Consider the following 17,248-nt stretch of genomic DNA (forward strand, 5'->3'; position numbering starts at 1 on the left):
TACGAGGGTTATTTAACTGTTTTTTAATAAGTTAAACAACTAATAATGGCTAAAACCTTAAGTTTATGATACTAATACGCCTCGTTGTTCCATAACAGGAATATCCCGAAAGGCACGTTCGTTTATTGTATTTTTTCTGAAGATGTATTTCTTATCATACAATTTTCCATCTGAAAAGAAGGAAACAGCAAATTCATTATTCATGGAAAACAATTCTTCCTGAATCATTTCTATTTTAGCCGATGATTTGGCATTCACGGTTCCAATACCGTGTCTAAGTAAAGATGTTTTTTTCTGGGCATCATACCCTTTTGTCACCACGAATACCATCTCTATAGGGGTATCTCTATCATTAATGATGTAAGAATTCCAATCGTCGCCTCCAAATTCATCATTCCACTCTTTCACAATGGCTATGTAAACATTTTTTACTAATGGTATTTCTATATCCTTTCTCAATTTATAATGCGGACTTAAATTGTTCTAAGAAACGTACATCATTTTCACTTAACATACGGATATCAGAGATTCCATATAATAGTAAGGCAATTCGATCGATTCCCATACCAAAAGCAAATCCACTATACTCTTCAGGATCGATATTACAATTCTTTAATACATTAGGGTCAACCATCCCACAGCCCATTATCTCTAACCAACCTGTTCCTTTGGTCATTTTATAATCTGTTTCGGTTTCTAATCCCCAATATACATCCACCTCAGCACTTGGTTCTGTGAATGGAAAATATGAAGGACGTAACCTAATCTTAGATTTACCGAACATTTCAGTAGTAAAATATTGCAACGTTTGCTTAAGATCGGCAAAGGAAACATCTTTATCTATATATAATCCTTCTACCTGATGAAAAAAGCAATGTGATCTAGCAGATATCGCTTCATTTCTATAAACTCTTCCTGGAGAAATTGTTCTTATTGGAGGTTTATTCTCTTCCATATATCTTACCTGTACGGAAGAAGTATGCGTACGCAATAAGATATCCGGATCCGTTTGTATAAAGAAAGTATCTTGCATATCACGTGCTGGGTGATACTCTGGTAAGTTCAGTGCTGTAAAATTATGCCAATCATCCTCTATTTCTGGACCTTCACTAACATTAAACCCAATACGAGAAAAAATATCTATAATTTGATTTTTTACTAAAGAAATTGGATGTCTAGATCCCAACGAAATAGGTTCAGATGGACGTGTAAGATCTCCATAGGCTCCTTTTTCTTCTTCCTTTGATTCTAACTCATCTTTTAAGGATTTTACTTTCTCTTCTGCTGCTACTTTTAGTGCATTTATTGCTTGACCAAATTCTTTCTTCTGATCATTGGCAATATTCCTGAATTCTGCAAAAAAGTCATTTACAAGTCCTTTTTTACCAGAAAACTTTATTCTAAATATTTCAACTTCTTCTTTGGTCTTCGCAGAAAACTCCTCAACTTCTGAGATATATTCTTTAATCTTATCGATCATGATCTTTTTCTTATATAGAGGACAAATTTAAACAGAAATACAATAAATAGTACCCAAAATATAATAGAAGTTATATTTAAGAGCTTAATTTTTGTTTTTTTGTTCAATTGCTTCTAAAACTACATTATCTTTCAATTGATTTTTGCACACAAATTGTATCAAAAAGAAAACGGTATTCTCTCAAACTACCAAAAAAGAACACTATAACATCCACATCTCACTCTAATCAAGAAACAGAAATACAACATACGTTAAAGCTCGTTAAAAATCTTGATAAAACAGATAACATTGATTATATTTAAGTACAGTTTTTGTGCTTATAGAAACAACTATTGCTTAGCCTAAACTTCCCAAAAAAACTCCTTAACCAATAATTTTGAATCAATGGTAATGACTAAAAGTTAGTCATGTAATGTTTAATTTAAAATTGCCGGATATGAAAAAGTTATTTTTTGGAATTCTTATTATAGATATGAAAGGATTAAAAGAATTGATTAGCAATCTTCCTTCGGCCTCTTGGTATGCAATGAGAAGATAATTATACAATTAAAAACTTAACTATAAAAAAGGAGCCTTATAAGGCTCCTTTTTTATTAAATCTCATTAATAGCGATTATTACATGTTTTAATAGATAATTAAAAAAGTTACATCGTCAAACTAAAGAATATATTGACTTGTAACAAAATAATTTACAATTGCTTCTTTCATCAAAATCGATTGTTCTCCTGCCTTAAGATTAGGAAGTTGTTCTTTTACAATATAATGTGGCCATCCTTCTTCATCAAAATAATCAAACTCATAATAACCATATGGCTCTAACAATCTACAAATTGCAATGTGCATCAAATCTAATTTTTCATCCTTTTTAAATCTACGATGTACTTGACCTAATTCTTGCACTCCAATCAAATAAATAATAGCGTCTAAATCTAACTCATCTCCATCGGCAAACTGATTAGATAACTTCATTACCAATTCTTCCCATCTTTCTTTTAATTTCTCATCTCTGGTCATAATCTAATTTTCCTCGCTTTTTATAAATACTAATTAAAAAATTAAGCAGTACAAAAATAACGCTTAACTAAAAGACCAACCATCATTTTTTGAGAAAACTTAAAGCATCCATAATATCCTAACCTTAACAAATTATTGAAGTCTAACTGTATAAATAACTCGATTTTGATTTAAAACATTATATTAGTCTAAACAAAGCTGTCAATGAATTATATCGATATCATCTTAGGTATTTTACTGCTATGGGGATTAATCAAAGGGTTTAGCAAAGGGTTATTTGTTTCTCTTGCGTCTTTAGTTGCATTAGTAGCAGGGATTTATGTCTCTGTACACTTCTCACACTTGATAGGAGGTTATCTAGAGAAATACCTTAACTGGGGAGATGGGGCTCTTAAGTTAACTGCATTTGCCATTACATTTATTGGTGTTGTAATCTTAATATCTTTAGCCGGAAAACTACTGACAAAAATTGCAGATTTTGCCTCATTAGGTATCCTAAATAAACTTTTAGGTGCAGCATTTGGCGTATTAAAATTTGCCTTTATAGCAAGTGTAATAATTATATTTGTAGACGCGGCCAATCGATCCCTAAATCTAATTAAGCAAGAGACATTAGACTCCTCTATTCTTTATGCTCCTGTAAAAAAAATAGCGCCTACAGTATTACCAAATATCCTTAGAGATACTACTAAGGAAGAAGACCAAAAAACTTAACTTATTTAGTTAAGCTGTGTTTTTTACATTATGTTCAATATATTCTAAGCAAGAATTAAAATCCTCAAATATATAATTCTCAGGTACTAAATCAGGAATAATATCTATATGTTCCATCATATATCTAGGCTGTTTAGGAAGCCCCACGAATAATACTTTGATCCCTTTTTCTTGTAACCCTAAAATGATTTCTTCCATGGTATATAATCCGGATTGATCCATATAGTGCATTTTGGCTAATCGAACTACAACTACTTTGGAAGTATCAGGGATTTGAGCCGCTAAATTTTGAAAATCACTTGTAGAACCAAAAAACAATGGACCTTTAAGGTGCTTAATGAATACTTCCTCCTTAAGTTGGTCTGGGAAATTTTTCTCATCACTCCATGCTTCTTCTTTAAGCGGCTTAACATCAGATCTTTCTGCAGTTAAATCACCAATTTTTTTCATGAACATCAAACAAGCAATTACTAATCCAATACCAACTGCATACACCAAATTCCAAAATGTAGATAACACTAGTACAATCAACATTATTAAAACTTCAGAACTTAGTTTAATAGGTCCTAACTTAATATCCTTAGGCATACTTGGTACTGCCTTTAATCCCTTATAATCCATTACTCCAATACCTACTGTAATTAGAATTCCTGCAAGAACAGCTGCAGGTATTTTTGATGCAACAGGAGCCAATCCAAGCATAACCACAAATAAAATTAATCCTGCAATCATACCAGACAACTTAGTCTTACCTCCAGCATTTATATTAACTACAGTTCTAATAGTTGCTCCAGCACCAGGTATACCGCCAAACAAAGCCGCTATACTATTTCCAATTCCTTGTCCCATCAATTCCTTGTTTGGTTTATGCCTTGTTTTGGTCATATTATCCGCAATTACACTAGTCAACAAAGAGTCAATGGCACCTAAAAGGGCAAGTGTAAAAGCTGTAAATAAATAGGGAGTTATACTACTTAAACTAAATCCGGTAAATATCTCCCATCTTGGTATTGGTAAACCACTTGGGATTTCTTTTATAGGGCGATAATCCAACCCGAAGCCATAGGCAATCCCAGACATTACAACCAACGCTACCAATGTACTTGGAACGGCTTTAGTAATTCGTTTAAAACCATAAATTATAAAAATGGTTCCTAATGCAAGTAACAATTCTAACCAATTAATGTTTTTTAACGCCCGCGGAAGTACTTTAATTGCTCCATACGCTCCAGATGCTTCTTTTCCCGCAAGCGTTTGTGATTCTTTTAAAATATCTGCTTCAGAAATTATTTCTGCCTTAGTTATTGTTTGTTTAAAATCTTCTAGCACCAAAACACCCTTACCCGCCTCTTCTTTAAGAATATTTTTAAGAATTACTTCTTGCGCTTCTGGCTTAAATTTAGAAACAAACGCATCGTCTTCTTTAGGATAATATCCAACAGATGGTAATATCTGAGTAAGTAATATAATGACACCAATGGCAGTCATAAAACCAGAAACAACTGGATAAGGAATATATTTAATATACTTTCCTACTCCTATAGCTCCTAATAAAATCTGTATCAGTCCACATAATAAAAAGATCGTTAGAATAGCAGGTAATGCTTTTTCTACACTTCCGTCATTGGCGGCAATAATTCCTGCAATTACAACCATACTTACAGCGGTCATTGGAGCTGTAGGTCCAGAAATCTGAGTATTGGTTCCTCCGAATAATGCTGCAAAAAAACTTATAAAAATAGCTCCATATAACCCTGCAGTTGGTCCCAATCCGGAAGATACACCAAAAGCTAAAGCCAACGGCAATGCTACAATACCGGAAGTTAATCCACCAAAAGCATCTCCTTTAAAATTCTTAAAAAATCCTTTCATGCGTTTTATATTATTTTTAGACATACAAGAAACTCACCAAACAAATTTACAAGAGTATCAAAATTTCATCTTGATTTGCTTCATTGTATTAAGATTTATAATATCTTTTTTTACTTAAACACTAGTGTAAAACTATTAAAAATAAAACAAAAAAGCCGACACTAAATAATGTCGGCTTTATATTAGATACCTAGCATATCCTAGTTCTCATAAAAAGTTACACTTCCATCGTTAATATCATACATCCCTCCTATAATCATAATCTCGCCATTAGCTTCCATTTCTTTAAGAACTTCACTCTGATCCTTAATGTTTTGAATCGTCATATTTACATTTTGTTCAGCAACTTCATTTACAAAATCTATATTTTTTGAATTTCTTTCTGCTGGATCAGATGGTTCTGTAACAGCAGCTACTGCTGGCTTTATTTTACTTAATAAGGCAGTAAGGTTTCCTAACTTAGCATCATCACAAGCTCCCTTAACAGCACCACACGCAGTATGTCCTAAAACCAGTACTAATTTAGTTCCTGCAAGTTTACAAGCAAATTCCATACTTCCTAAAATATCTTCATTTACAAAATTACCTGCTACTCTTGCACTAAAAATATCCCCGATCCCTTGATCAAAAATTAATTCTGAAGAAACTCTAGAATCTATACAACTTAGAATTGTTGCGAATGGAAACTGACCCGACTTAGTGTCATTAACCTGATCTAACAAATCTCTATCAGCCATATGCTTTTGTTGAAACCTTTGATTTCCTTCTTTTAATAACTGTAATGCAGTTTGCGGTGTTATTGCCGCTTGTGTTTCTTTTGTATGTGCTTTCATAATATGTTTTCTTTAATTTACGTAGTTTTTGGTCTTAATTTAAAAAATTTAATGTAACTCTCAGGGTTTTCCGCAATTCCACGTTCTGATATTAATTGAATATCAATATTTCTTTCTTTTGCTTTATAAGCAAAATCCTCTAAAATCTCTATAATATCATTATCCAAGTACCTAGTTTTTCTAACATCTAAAGTAAGATATGTATCTTCTGGTAATTGATCCAACTCTTTCAGAATAGCTCCTTTATTAAAAAAGGTAACCTCTTCTGCCAAAGTCATTTTAATTCTATGTTTTCCATTACTCTTATCTTCGATATGTAAGAAATGAGAGTTCTGATAACTTTTAAATAATATTATTACGATACCTACTGCTAGTCCTAATCCTATTCCAACCAATAAGTCTGTAAGTACAATACCTAAAATTGTTACTATAAAAGGAACAAATTGTTTCCATCCTGCTGCCCACATTGCCTTAAATGTTGAAGGTTTAGCTAATTTATATCCTACAATAAAAAGAACTGCTGCAAGTACAGAAAGAGGAATCATATTTAACAATGTAGGAATTAAAATAACCGAGGTTAATAGAAAAAATCCGTGAATTATTGCCGACATTTTACTTTTACCACCAGATTGTATATTAGCTGAACTACGCACAATAACCTGTGTTATTGGTAACCCTCCTATTAACCCAGAAACTACATTACCAGCTCCTTGAGCCAACAGTTCACGATTAGTAGGTGTTACTCGCTTTTCAGGATCTAATTTATCGGTTGCCTCTACACATAATAAAGTTTCTAAACTAGCTACCAATGCAATAGTGAAACCTGTAACCCAAACATCTCCTCTAGTTATAACTCCAAAATTTGGAAAAGCAAACTGTCCCAAAAAGCTATCAAAGTTATCAGGTACCGGTACCGAAACTAAATGTTCGGTTGTGATTCCTATTGAAGAATCCTTTGTAAATACATAAAAAAGTATTCCTATAACTACTGCTACTAAAGGACCTTGAACTAATTGAAAAAATTTCCCCTTTTTAGATAACACATTACTCCATAAAATTAAAATTCCTAAACCTAAGAGTGCCACTATTGCAGCTCCAACATTAAAACTTCCGCTCAATAATGCATTAAGAGTTTTTAGTAATTCGGTAAATGTGTTTTCTCCATCAATTTGAAGAAAAGCAAAGTCACCTTCTGGGTTTTCATCAATACCAAAAAAATATGGTATCTGTTTTAATATAATAATAATCCCTATTCCTGTAAGCATGCCCTTAATTACAGAAGAAGGAAAATAATACCCAATAATTCCAAGTCTTAAAACTCCAAAGACTACTTGAATTAATCCTCCTAAAACAACAGCTACCAAGAAATTCTCATAGCTTCCTAAAGATGAAATGGCAGCGAGAACGATTGCTGCTAATCCTGCTGCTGGTCCACTTACTCCAATTTGAGAACCACTCAATGCTCCTACCATAATTCCTCCGACAATTCCGGCAATCAAACCAGAAAAAAGTGGAGCCCCACTTGCTAAAGCAATTCCAAGACATAATGGTAATGCCACAAAGAATACAACAATACTTGCTGGTATATCGCTTTTTATATTTTTAAAAACACTCATGATTTAATAATTAAGTTATTACCTGTTAACAGGTGATTGAAATTGAAATTGATTTAAACAAATCAAAACCTATATTCTCTTCTTACTGATTAAGAAAAAGAGAACTGAAATATTTTATGTAAATCTTATGAATATTCCGGAGGTGGTGTTACATACTCTAGATATACGGAAGAATTTCCGTAACTTAAATCAGGATAACCCAAAATAATAACATTAGATATCCTAGTTTGTTTCTCATCAAAATATTGAGAAATTTTATCTTTTTCTTTTAAGTCTTCTTTTTCTGAACCGTCTTTCTCATTCGATTCAGACTTCTCTTCTGAATCATCTATAGCATAACTAATCGAAGTAATATTTCCGCTATAAAAATCCAACAAGCCTAATGAATAGTTTCCGATGTTTAAAAGAAAACCGGAAATAATCAAAAATCTAGCAATTTTTATTTTTATAGCAGGCATAAATAATTTTTATGGGTTGTAAAAATAATAGTATTACTTTCAAAATTTGTTAAATCAATCGTAAAATTATTTGAACGATTTGTTCTTTCTCTACTTTAATCTTAACCGCAACGGAACAATTAGTATAATTTAACTTCATTGCTATTGTCTAAACAACATTAATGAAGTAATTTTAATTCACTTTGACAGCTAATACTTCAAATAGAATTATAATTATCGATGCTTTGCGAGGTTTTGCATTAGCTGGAGTATGCTTAGTTCATATGAATGAACAATATATTGCATCTCCTCCATCAGAAAGTCTTATGGAGGTAACTAATACCATTTTTGATCAAATTTTAGGTGGAATTATTGGGTTCTTTATTGTTGGTAAATTCTTTGCTTTATTTTCTATCCTTTTTGGTCTTAGTTTTTTTATCCAAATGGATGCGGCTAGTAAGAGAAATGAAAATTATGGATTACGATTTCTCTGGAGAGCTTTTTTACTTTTTATTATTGGATACATTCATCAATTGTTTTACAAGGGAGATATATTAACTATATATGCAATGCTCACTCCTTTCTTAATACCTTTTTACCATATTCGTAATAAATGGACCCTTTTAGTTGCCGGGCTATTTTTAGTAAGTATTCCGCGGTTCATTTCGTTTTACTTTTTAGGAAATGAAAGTCTTTTTGGATTTCCATCAATAATGGATGGTAATAGCGAAATGAACACGGCATATATAAACATTTTAAAAGAAGGTACTATTACAGAAGTATTTGCTACTAACGGGAAACAAGGAATGTTACAAAAAATAGATTTTCAGGTAGGTTTATTTGCCAGATTTTACCTAACCTTTGGTTATTTCTTAATTGGTTTATGGCTCGGAAAAATTGGGTTATTCCATCATTCAAAGGAAAAAATCCCTTTAATTAAAAAATGGCTTAAAAGAAGTTCAATATTTTTTTTAATTGCTATGGCTATAGCAGCAGGAATATTTGCTATTTCTCCACAACCTGTTGATTTTAGTAGTTGGTTACACGTATTGGGTATCAATGTTTATGATTGGTCTAATATTGCACTGACCGCAATTATCTTATGTAGTTTTATTCTCTTATATTACAAAAAAAGAGGGTACCGATTCTTTACTTTCTTTGAATCGTATGGTAGGATGGCACTAACTAATTACGTTCTACAATCAATTATTGGTACATTTCTACTCTTTGGATGGGGAATAGGCCTTATTGGAAAATTACAAACTATATATCTTGTCATTTTTGCTTTAGCACTGATAATACTCCAAGCTTTAATCAGCAAAGTATGGCTGCAAAAATTTAAGTACGGTCCATTAGAATGGTTATGGCGTAGCGCAACAAAAGGTAAGATTCAGTCTTTTAGAAAACAAACGCTATAACTCTTTTAAATCAGTAGCGGGAATCCATCCAATTTTTCCGTCGGCAAGTTTTATTTTTTTCCAATCGTTTACCGTTTCGGTCACTTTAACCTTTGTGCCTTCATGAAGCTCGAATACCTCTTCGCTACGAAGATTAGGTTCACTTTTTATAGTAGTTTCCTGAGCAAATACTATAGCGTACTGATTATTTTCTATAAAACCATATTGTTTAAAAGCAAAGAAGATAGCAAATAAACCAACCACTAGAGATATCCAAGAACCAATAAAAAACAACCTCTTCTTAGAAGAAATACGTGTCACATAATACAATATAAATAATACTACAAAAAGAACGATACTTAATATCGAAATCCAAGCCCACATATCAAAACCAAACATATTTGTGAAACCATTAATGGTTCTAGAAATCACACCTTCTGGTATAACATCTATTGCATCGATAGTAGCATTATTGGCATAGGCAAGATTGTTTTTAATATCCTCATCATTAGGTGCTAGTTCTAATGCTTTTTCGTAGAAATATATACTTGGACCTATATTACTTAATTTATAGTTAGCATTCGCTAAATTATAATACAATGATGCAGACTCATTACCACTATTTATTATAGTTGTATATGCATCAATAGCTTGCTGATACTCTTCTTGATTATAAAACGTATTGGCCTTTTCGAATAATTCATCATTCTGGGCAAAGCCAATCATATTCATTAAGAAAACAACTATTACTACTAAATTCTTCACTACTTTCAATATTTTATAATTGTTTATCGATTGCCGAGATCACTCTAGACGCCTTATCATAATCCTGTTGCATAGCTGTTGTAGATGAAGGAGTATATCTAGCAAATTCACAGCTTTCTAATAATGCTATAAACTCTATAGATGTAGTATCATCTACTTCTTTTTCTTTTAATAACCGCTTAATTCGATCTTTACTCATATCACTAGTTTGGATATGTAATTTTGCTTTCAAATAGTTATGCAACGCTCGTTCCATTGCAATGTAAAACTCTTTCTGATTTCCTAGGTTCTTTTTAGCCTCAGAAAGATATTTTCTTGCAAGTTTATCCGCCTTACGTACTCTATTACCACTAACGTCACTTAATCTTTCTTCTCTCTTTTTTCCAAAAAACAAAAATAACGGAATCGCAAAAAGCGGAGCTGCAAGAGCTATCCAGTATCCTGTCGATTTAAAAAAATGTTTTTTCTCGATTGGTTCGAGATTAGCATTCAATTTTAAAAACCTAAACTGACTTCCCGTTTGAGTAACTAATTTTTTATTGTTACCTGTAGCTTCTGAATTTGTAACAATACTTCCACTATCAGGACCATTCTTTACATTAATTACTATTTCTTGAGATGTTATTCTTTTATAGGTTTCGGTTTTTAAATCGAAATACGAAAAAGAAACAGGAGGAATTGGATAGGTTCCTTTAAACTGAGGAACCAATGTATAAGAATCAGAAATATTCCCAGACATTCCTGTCATATTCGTTCTCACTCTTTCATTATGCTCTGGTTCATATTGTTCTAAACCGTTTGGAACACTTAATTTAGGTAGATCAAATAGTTTAAGATTTCCATTACCCGAAACCAAAATCTTAGTCTCTAGGGATTCTGTCGCATCCAACTCAGTTCTATTAGGAGTAATTTTGAAATCAAAAGACCCAACTGCACCAGAAAAATCGTCTGGTTTTCCTTCTATAGGAAGCGGTTTTACATTAATTGTTCTGGTACCAGCAGCAACCGTTTTATTTACTGTAGAATACAACTTGCCTCCAAAAATATCACGACGATTTGTAGGAACATCGACCGCAATTGATAAAGTTAAAGGCTCTATATCTAATTTTCCTGTTTTTTGGGGATATAACACTGTTTTACCACATACAACAAAGTTATACGGTTCTCCTTTGTACTCACCTCTTTCTACTTTTAACTGACCAATCTTAATCGCCTGACTCCAGAAATCACTATATTTTGGATTATCTATTTCTCTTAAATTACTAATTTGTATTCTTGGGCTTACATACAATTTGTATACTACTGTGATAGCTTCATTTAGATAAGGATTGGATTTAGAAACCTCTGCAACTAAATGTAGATTCTCACTAGCAACATAATCCGCATTATTTCCATCTTTTGGCTTTTGCACTGCAGCAGTTACTTGTACTTTTACTGGTAATGTTTTATAGGTTTGTCCATCAATTTCTATAGTCGCTTGACCAATTGTAAAATTACCTCTTTTTGTAGGAGAAAGGAAATAACTAAATGTCTTGGCATATGATCTTTTACCATTGATCCAAGAATTACTAATGGATTGATTAGGTCCTCCAACAACAGTAAATCCTTTAAAACTAGGTTGTGTAAAATTATCACCGTCTTTATTCATTTCAAAATCGACGCGTAATCTTTCATTGATACCCAGTTTTTTCTTACTCAATTTAGCCTCAAACTTTACTTGAGCGATCCCAAGCTGGGTTATTGCTAAAAATAATGTTAGAAAAATTAATTTTATATTCATCCGTTTTATATACTTTTTAGGAACAAATGATATCTAGAGTGACAAAATAGTCAATATCAAAATGTAATGCTCTTAGTCGCATAGATTTCATTCGCTTACCAATCTTTTTCAGTTTTTGTTTTTGTTCCTTTAGCTTTTTTAGCATTTATTTTATCTTGTACTTTTCTTTCTTCATTGTTCATTGCCTCTAAAAGACTTTTTACTTGCTGAGGAGATAATTGACCTTGCGCTTGTTGTGGTTGCTTCTTTTGTTCTTCTGGCTTACCATCTCCTTCTTTCTTATCTTCTTTTTTGTCTTTACCGTCATCTTTAGGATCACCTTTTTCATCTTTTTTATCTTCACCCTTTTGATCCTCTTTATCGTCTCCTTTATCTCCTTTTTTATCCTTATCGTCTCCTCCTTCTTTCTTATCTTCTTTATTTTCGCCCTCTTTCTTATCCTTGTCCTCTTTATCTTTTTTGTCGTCTTTATTCTGATCTTTATTATCCTTGTCCCCTCCTCCTTTATCTTCGTTTTGTTGTTTTTCTAATAATTGTTTTGCTAGTGCTAAATTATATCGTGTCTCATCATCTTTAGGATTATTACGTAAAGCATTCTTATAAGCCGCTACTGCTTCTTTATATTTTTTCTGTTCCATATAGGTATTACCTTGGTTATGGAATGCCTTATGTTTTTCTACTTTTGAAGTTGCTGTTTTTACAGCTTCGGTATATCGTTGGTGTGCTTCATCATATTTTTCTGTGTTGTAATATGCATTTGCTAAATTGTACTTAGCTGTTGGATCTACCGGATTTTTGGATATTGCTTTACGATATTCCCCTTCTGCTTTTGGAAAATTACCATCTTTAACCAACACTTCATTTCCAGTCGCTACAAATCGATCTGCCTCTGCTATAGCTTCTATTCGATCTTCTTCTTGCGAAAAAGTAATCCCGAATTGAAAACATAGTACTATAATCAGTAAATTTTTCATAACGTTTTTATTTTATTCTGTATCAAGCTTTAACAAGCTTATTCCTTCAATATTTTATTGCTCATAACTTATTCTTCATTAAACAAGTTTAGCCTTTTAACCCAAGAAGTTTTTCTTTCTAATAAGAAAATATCTAAGAATAGCAATAGTAAACCTGCTCCTAGAAACCATTGGAACTGATCTTTAAAATCTGCAAATTGTTTGGCTTCAAACTCTTTTTTATCCATGCCTTGCAATAATTCTGTCACATTTTCTACCACTGCATTTGTACTAGAACCATCAATGTATGTGCCATTTGCTTCATTAGCAATTTCCTGTAAAATTGTCGTATTTAATTTTGTAATAACAGTTTCTCCCTGACTATTTTTCTTATACGATTGGACTATTCCGTTACGTTTTATCGGAATTGGGCCTCCTTTGGTTGTTCCAACACCTATTGTATATATCTTAATGCCTTCTTTAGCTGCTTCTTCTGCTATAGATGCTACATTTCCTTCATGATCTTCTCCGTCGCTTATAATGAATAATACTCTATTCGTCTGTTCCTCATCATCATAATAGGTTTTTGCTAGTTCGATAGCTTCATTAATAGCAGTTCCCTGAGAAGAAAGCATATCCGTATTCATTGATTGTAGAAACATCTTAGCAGATCCATAATCTGTGGTTATTGGTAATTGCGGAAATGCACTAGCTGCATATGCAATAATACCTACACGATCACTTGCTAAATTATTAATAATCTGAGTCACCAATTGCTTTGTTTTCTCTATTCGATTTGGCGCAATATCCTCTGCGAGCATACTTTTAGAAACATCTATTGCAAATACGACATCAACACCTTCTCGTTTTACTGTTTCTAATTTAGTCCCAACTTTAGGATTGACCAAAGCAATAATAAAACAAGCAAAAGCTAAACTAATAACCATAATTTTTAGTATTGATTTAAAAATTGATTGATTAGGACTTAATCTTTTTAATAATTCCTTGTCTGCAAACTTTTTCTGAGCCGTTTTCTTCCAAATTAAAAGACCAAGAAACAACACAATTACTATTGGTATTACCAATAATAACCAGAAATATATTTTTTCTTCTAATAGATACATTTTATTATTCTTAGTTACAGCAAACACTGTAATTTACATACGAACCAACTACACTTAAAAAGTTTAGTATCCCGTATATTTATTTTTTTATTTTTAAAGCAAAAGCATTTATTTTTTCTTTCATTTCTTGAGAAAGTTCTTTATCCCGAACCCAAGTATGTATATCTCCCAAATACTGCATTCCCAAGTATTCAGCACTTCTGGAAAAAGGAAGAGGGAATTCTATTACTCTATCATCATCATTACTGCAACTGATCATCGCCATCTCTTTTCCTCTTAACATTCTTCCGAAATCTTTTTCCTTATACAGATAATCAGAAATTCTGTCTAAAAACACTTTCATAATTCCGCTCATTGTATACCAATATACTGGCGTGGCTAAAACTATCGTCTGATAATTCTGTACTATATTTTTAAAAATTATTTCAAAATCATCATTGTTGTTAAAATCGTAATCAAAGTAATTTATTTCTCTTTGATTTAAATCAACCATTTCAAAACCAGTCATTTCTTTTAAATAAGAAACTACAATACCTGTATCTCCATCACTTCTCGAACTTCCTTGAATTATGATTCCTTTTTTCAACTACTGTACTTTTACTTAAATAAAACTTCTAAACACGGTAAATCTCAACAAAAATTCAACCAACAATAACAATCCAGCTAATAACACTAATGGTCGAAATTTTTCTTCATAGTTATAAAACTTAAACTCTTCTACATCTGTTTTTTCTAGCTTATCAATCTCCTCATATATCTGTTCTAGTTTCTTATTATTGGTTGCTCTAAAATATTTTCCTTTGGTCACTTTTGCAATTTCCTTCAAAAGTTCTTCATCAATCTCAACCTTTACATTTCCATATTGAAATGATCCATTTGGTCTAATAGCAACTGGTGCTAAAGCCATTCCATTAGTTCCAATACCAATCGTATAGGTTTTAATGCCATACTCAACTGCCAATTCTGAGGCTATTTTAGGATCAATAAAACCAGCATTATTAGAACCATCAGTAAGTAATATAATTACTTTGCTTTTTGCTTTGCTGTCTTTTAGTCTATTTACAGAAGTAGCCAATCCCATACCAATTGCCGTACCATTTTCTAAAAGATTATTATATTCTATTTCTTTCATTGCACTAAGCACAATCGCCTTATCACTAGTAATTGGTGTTTTAGTAAAACTTTCTGCTGCATACATAACCAATCCAATTCTATCATTTGGTCTGCCTTGGATAAACTCTGCCGCAACATCCTTTAAAGCTTCTAAACGATTAGGTCTTAAATCTCTTGCAAGCATACTTGCAGAAACGTCAATCGCCATTACTATATCAATCCCTCGAGTTGTTTTCGTTTTAGTTGATACATCGACAGTTCTTGGTCTTGCCATCGCCGTAATGATTAATGCTAAAGCAATTAATCTCAACAACAGCAATAATGGCTTAACCTTAGCCAACCAACTCCCTGATACTTTAAATCCTTTAATACTGGAGATTTTAAGCTCAGCTTGTTGTTTATTTCGTTTCCATATATACCAAGCAATTGCTAAAGGTAGTGTTAAAAACAACCAAAAGAACTGTGGATTTTCAAATGTAAAATTTTCAAACATAGTTATTTGGCGTTTCTAAGTTCTACAGAGTTTATAATACGTTGGGCAACTTCTTTAGCATAACGATCTTCTTTATCATAAACTACCATTATCTGTTGGAAACCACCATTCTCGGCAAAATTAAGCATCAAATAATCGCTTTTTTGTTCTTTCTTGGTTACTGTATTTACAACCTCTAAATTCCCAAAGACCTTTATACCTTTTGCTCCTGCCAATGTTTCGTACTCTTCATCTTTTACGGTAATATTTTTAGCTCCTTGCGATTCGAAATTACCAACGACTCCTTCTACCACTTTATTTAAATCCACTTCTGTTTTCTGGTTGTATTGAACCGTCGAAACGGAGATAAAAAAGTTTCCTACCAAACTTCCGTATATAAAGGTTTCATTTCCTTTTAGAATTTGTTTTTGTTCTTCAGTTAATTGAAAATTATTTCTAATTAAAACTTTGGGAGTGGATATCGTAACTGGTGGTGCTCCATAAGCACTACTGATCCAGTCTGTTTCAGCTAACTCTTTCGTTGGATGCCCTAAGATTGAATCTTTCACAACATCATACCCTTTTACAACAATAAAAATCATTAATGTAATTGCGATTACACCAACACCTGCTATACTTCCGAAAATAATTTTTCTTCTTAGTTTTTTTTCTGCGACAGTTTTTCGATATTCTTCATCCGCCAGCAATTCTTCCTCAGTTGGTTCTGGAATTGCATTCTTTGTCTCATTAATTACTTTTTCAATAACATTTCTATCGGCTTTAGCAGTACCAATATCAGGTTTGGACTTAGCAAACTTTGCCATATCAGCCGTTTTTAGGACTGATTTAAGTTCTTCGATTGTATGCTTATCTAAATTTAATGATCCTGTTTTAATTTCTTCATCAAGTCGAGCTATTAATTCATCCGTAGTACTTTCCATTGCATGATCATACACTTCTTCGTCAATATACTTACGTGCTGTATCACTCAATTGAGAATAATATTCTTTATGAGAATCCTGCTCTAACAATTGTGATTCATCAATTCTTTGTAATGCTAAAATTGCTCTTTCATAAGGAGGAAGCTCATCTTCCTTTGCCTCTTTTCGCTTTTTTCTTCTTAAAACAAGAAATACAATCAACCCTATCAATGCTAGTGGTATTAGAATCCACCACAAATACTTTTTCCAGTTAAAAAAAGAAGCATCTACATCCACTATCGGTTTGATCTCAAACATTTTTTGTTTTGTAGTATCTACAACTACATCTCGAACCTCTACTTTTAATGAATCTGTAAAAAATGATCGATCCCCTATCATCACTTTTTGTCTCGGAATTGTGTAATGCCCAGAATCAAATTGTGTTAACGCATATTCTTTGATTAGATTAAATCTATTTCCGTTTTTTGTAGTATCTGTTTTATAGGATTCTATAACTTCGAGTGGCGAAAATGTTTGCCCTTCTGGAAAAATTACAATTTCGGTAGAATCTACTTCAACCTGCATTTTGTATCTAATTTCTTCACCGATTTTTATTGATGTAGAATCAATACTAGTTGCAACTTGTGCAATACCATGAAATCCAGAAAAAACAAGAAAGAGGATCATAAATATTATCTTTCTAACTTTTTTCAAAAGCTGAATATCATATGTTTTATTACTAATTAGTACTTTATAA

General features: G+C 32.3%; 16 protein-coding genes. 2 read left to right on the plus strand and 14 right to left on the minus strand.

Annotated features, from left to right (window positions below):
• Nucleotides 1-63: 63 nt before the first annotated feature.
• The 3 genes from J8L88_RS00320 to J8L88_RS00330 all read right to left on the minus strand — a co-directional run bounded on the left by J8L88_RS00320 (nucleotide 64) and on the right by J8L88_RS00330 (nucleotide 2,495).
• Nucleotides 64-459 (minus strand): hypothetical protein, encoded by a 396-nt coding sequence (locus J8L88_RS00320; protein ID WP_211059639.1) that lies wholly within the window; start codon nucleotides 457-459, stop codon nucleotides 64-66.
• A 1-nt stretch (nucleotide 460) separates the two neighbouring features.
• The gene (gene pheS / locus J8L88_RS00325; protein WP_027394319.1) at nucleotides 461-1,480 is read right to left on the minus strand and encodes a phenylalanine--tRNA ligase subunit alpha; all 1,020 of its coding nucleotides are present in this window, start codon (nucleotides 1,478-1,480) and stop codon (nucleotides 461-463) included.
• A gap of 658 nt (nucleotides 1,481-2,138) precedes the next feature.
• The gene (locus tag J8L88_RS00330) at nucleotides 2,139-2,495 is read right to left on the minus strand and encodes a hypothetical protein (RefSeq protein ID WP_211059640.1); all 357 of its coding nucleotides are present in this window, start codon (nucleotides 2,493-2,495) and stop codon (nucleotides 2,139-2,141) included.
• Nucleotides 2,496-2,699: 204 nt separating this feature from the next.
• Here J8L88_RS00330 and J8L88_RS00335 point away from each other — a divergent pair, with 204 nt between their 5' ends.
• Complete coding sequence (locus J8L88_RS00335; protein ID WP_027394321.1) at nucleotides 2,700-3,209, plus strand: CvpA family protein; 510 nt, start codon at nucleotides 2,700-2,702, stop codon at nucleotides 3,207-3,209.
• Between the two features lie 9 nt (nucleotides 3,210-3,218).
• On the opposite strand, the gene J8L88_RS00340 is transcribed toward J8L88_RS00335, so the two are convergent.
• The 4 genes from J8L88_RS00340 to J8L88_RS00355 form a co-directional block, all read right to left on the minus strand.
• Nucleotides 3,219-5,081: a SulP family inorganic anion transporter gene (locus J8L88_RS00340; RefSeq protein ID WP_211059641.1), complete on the minus strand. Its 1,863-nt coding sequence runs from the start codon at nucleotides 5,079-5,081 to the stop codon at nucleotides 3,219-3,221.
• 200 nt (nucleotides 5,082-5,281) lie between these two features.
• Nucleotides 5,282-5,914, minus strand: coding sequence for a carbonic anhydrase family protein (locus J8L88_RS00345; protein WP_118388594.1), 633 nt, complete (start codon nucleotides 5,912-5,914; stop codon nucleotides 5,282-5,284).
• 17 nt (nucleotides 5,915-5,931) lie between these two features.
• Nucleotides 5,932-7,530, minus strand: coding sequence for a SulP family inorganic anion transporter (locus J8L88_RS00350; protein ID WP_118388592.1), 1,599 nt, complete (start codon nucleotides 7,528-7,530; stop codon nucleotides 5,932-5,934).
• Nucleotides 7,531-7,655: 125 nt separating this feature from the next.
• The gene (locus tag J8L88_RS00355) at nucleotides 7,656-7,988 is read right to left on the minus strand and encodes a hypothetical protein (protein ID WP_027394325.1); all 333 of its coding nucleotides are present in this window, start codon (nucleotides 7,986-7,988) and stop codon (nucleotides 7,656-7,658) included.
• Nucleotides 7,989-8,170: 182 nt separating this feature from the next.
• Here J8L88_RS00355 and J8L88_RS00360 point away from each other — a divergent pair, with 182 nt between their 5' ends.
• Nucleotides 8,171-9,385, plus strand: a complete 1,215-nt coding sequence (locus tag J8L88_RS00360; RefSeq protein WP_211059642.1) for a DUF418 domain-containing protein — start codon at nucleotides 8,171-8,173, stop codon at nucleotides 9,383-9,385.
• On the opposite strand, the gene J8L88_RS00365 is transcribed toward J8L88_RS00360, so the two are convergent.
• From J8L88_RS00365 to J8L88_RS00395, 7 genes are all read right to left on the minus strand, one after another.
• Entirely contained in the window at nucleotides 9,380-10,129 is a 750-nt protein-coding gene (locus J8L88_RS00365; RefSeq protein ID WP_027394326.1) for an SH3 domain-containing protein, read from the minus strand. The genes J8L88_RS00360 and J8L88_RS00365 overlap by 6 nt on opposite strands.
• A gap of 13 nt (nucleotides 10,130-10,142) precedes the next feature.
• Nucleotides 10,143-11,909 (minus strand): BatD family protein, encoded by a 1,767-nt coding sequence (locus J8L88_RS00370; RefSeq protein ID WP_211059643.1) that lies wholly within the window; start codon nucleotides 11,907-11,909, stop codon nucleotides 10,143-10,145.
• Nucleotides 11,910-12,004: 95 nt separating this feature from the next.
• Entirely contained in the window at nucleotides 12,005-12,883 is an 879-nt protein-coding gene (locus J8L88_RS00375; protein WP_118388586.1) for a tetratricopeptide repeat protein, read from the minus strand.
• 68 nt (nucleotides 12,884-12,951) lie between these two features.
• The gene (locus J8L88_RS00380) at nucleotides 12,952-13,986 is read right to left on the minus strand and encodes a VWA domain-containing protein (protein ID WP_211059644.1); all 1,035 of its coding nucleotides are present in this window, start codon (nucleotides 13,984-13,986) and stop codon (nucleotides 12,952-12,954) included.
• Nucleotides 13,987-14,065: 79 nt separating this feature from the next.
• Nucleotides 14,066-14,572: a flavodoxin family protein gene (locus J8L88_RS00385; protein ID WP_211059645.1), complete on the minus strand. Its 507-nt coding sequence runs from the start codon at nucleotides 14,570-14,572 to the stop codon at nucleotides 14,066-14,068.
• 15 nt (nucleotides 14,573-14,587) lie between these two features.
• The gene (locus J8L88_RS00390) at nucleotides 14,588-15,592 is read right to left on the minus strand and encodes a VWA domain-containing protein (RefSeq protein WP_027394331.1); all 1,005 of its coding nucleotides are present in this window, start codon (nucleotides 15,590-15,592) and stop codon (nucleotides 14,588-14,590) included.
• Between the two features lie 2 nt (nucleotides 15,593-15,594).
• Nucleotides 15,595-17,178, minus strand: a complete 1,584-nt coding sequence (locus J8L88_RS00395; protein ID WP_211059646.1) for a DUF4381 domain-containing protein — start codon at nucleotides 17,176-17,178, stop codon at nucleotides 15,595-15,597.
• Nucleotides 17,179-17,248: the final 70 nt, after the last annotated feature.

It is taken from the genome of Aquimarina sp. MMG015, from assembly GCF_018100855.1.
Lineage (GTDB): Bacteria > Bacteroidota > Bacteroidia > Flavobacteriales > Flavobacteriaceae > Aquimarina > Aquimarina latercula.

What these genes read in the sequence shown, in the direction of transcription:
- J8L88_RS00340 (WP_211059641.1), bottom strand. Translation starts at nt 5,081, where the DNA reads ATGAAAGGATTTTTTAAGAATTTTAAAGGAGATGCTTTTGGTGGATTA.
- J8L88_RS00345 (WP_118388594.1), bottom strand. Translation starts at nt 5,914, where the DNA reads ATGAAAGCACATACAAAAGAAACACAAGCGGCAATAACACCGCAAACT.
- J8L88_RS00330 (WP_211059640.1), bottom strand. Translation starts at nt 2,495, where the DNA reads ATGACCAGAGATGAGAAATTAAAAGAAAGATGGGAAGAATTGGTAATG.
- J8L88_RS00380 (WP_211059644.1), bottom strand. Translation starts at nt 13,986, where the DNA reads ATGTATCTATTAGAAGAAAAAATATATTTCTGGTTATTATTGGTAATA.
- J8L88_RS00375 (WP_118388586.1), bottom strand. Translation starts at nt 12,883, where the DNA reads ATGAAAAATTTACTGATTATAGTACTATGTTTTCAATTCGGGATTACT.
- J8L88_RS00370 (WP_211059643.1), bottom strand. Translation starts at nt 11,909, where the DNA reads ATGAATATAAAATTAATTTTTCTAACATTATTTTTAGCAATAACCCAG.
- pheS (WP_027394319.1), bottom strand. Translation starts at nt 1,480, where the DNA reads ATGATCGATAAGATTAAAGAATATATCTCAGAAGTTGAGGAGTTTTCT.
- J8L88_RS00390 (WP_027394331.1), bottom strand. Translation starts at nt 15,592, where the DNA reads ATGTTTGAAAATTTTACATTTGAAAATCCACAGTTCTTTTGGTTGTTT.
- J8L88_RS00350 (WP_118388592.1), bottom strand. Translation starts at nt 7,530, where the DNA reads ATGAGTGTTTTTAAAAATATAAAAAGCGATATACCAGCAAGTATTGTT.
- J8L88_RS00395 (WP_211059646.1), bottom strand. Translation starts at nt 17,178, where the DNA reads ATGATCCTCTTTCTTGTTTTTTCTGGATTTCATGGTATTGCACAAGTT.
- J8L88_RS00355 (WP_027394325.1), bottom strand. Translation starts at nt 7,988, where the DNA reads ATGCCTGCTATAAAAATAAAAATTGCTAGATTTTTGATTATTTCCGGT.
- J8L88_RS00335 (WP_027394321.1), top strand. Translation starts at nt 2,700, where the DNA reads ATGAATTATATCGATATCATCTTAGGTATTTTACTGCTATGGGGATTA.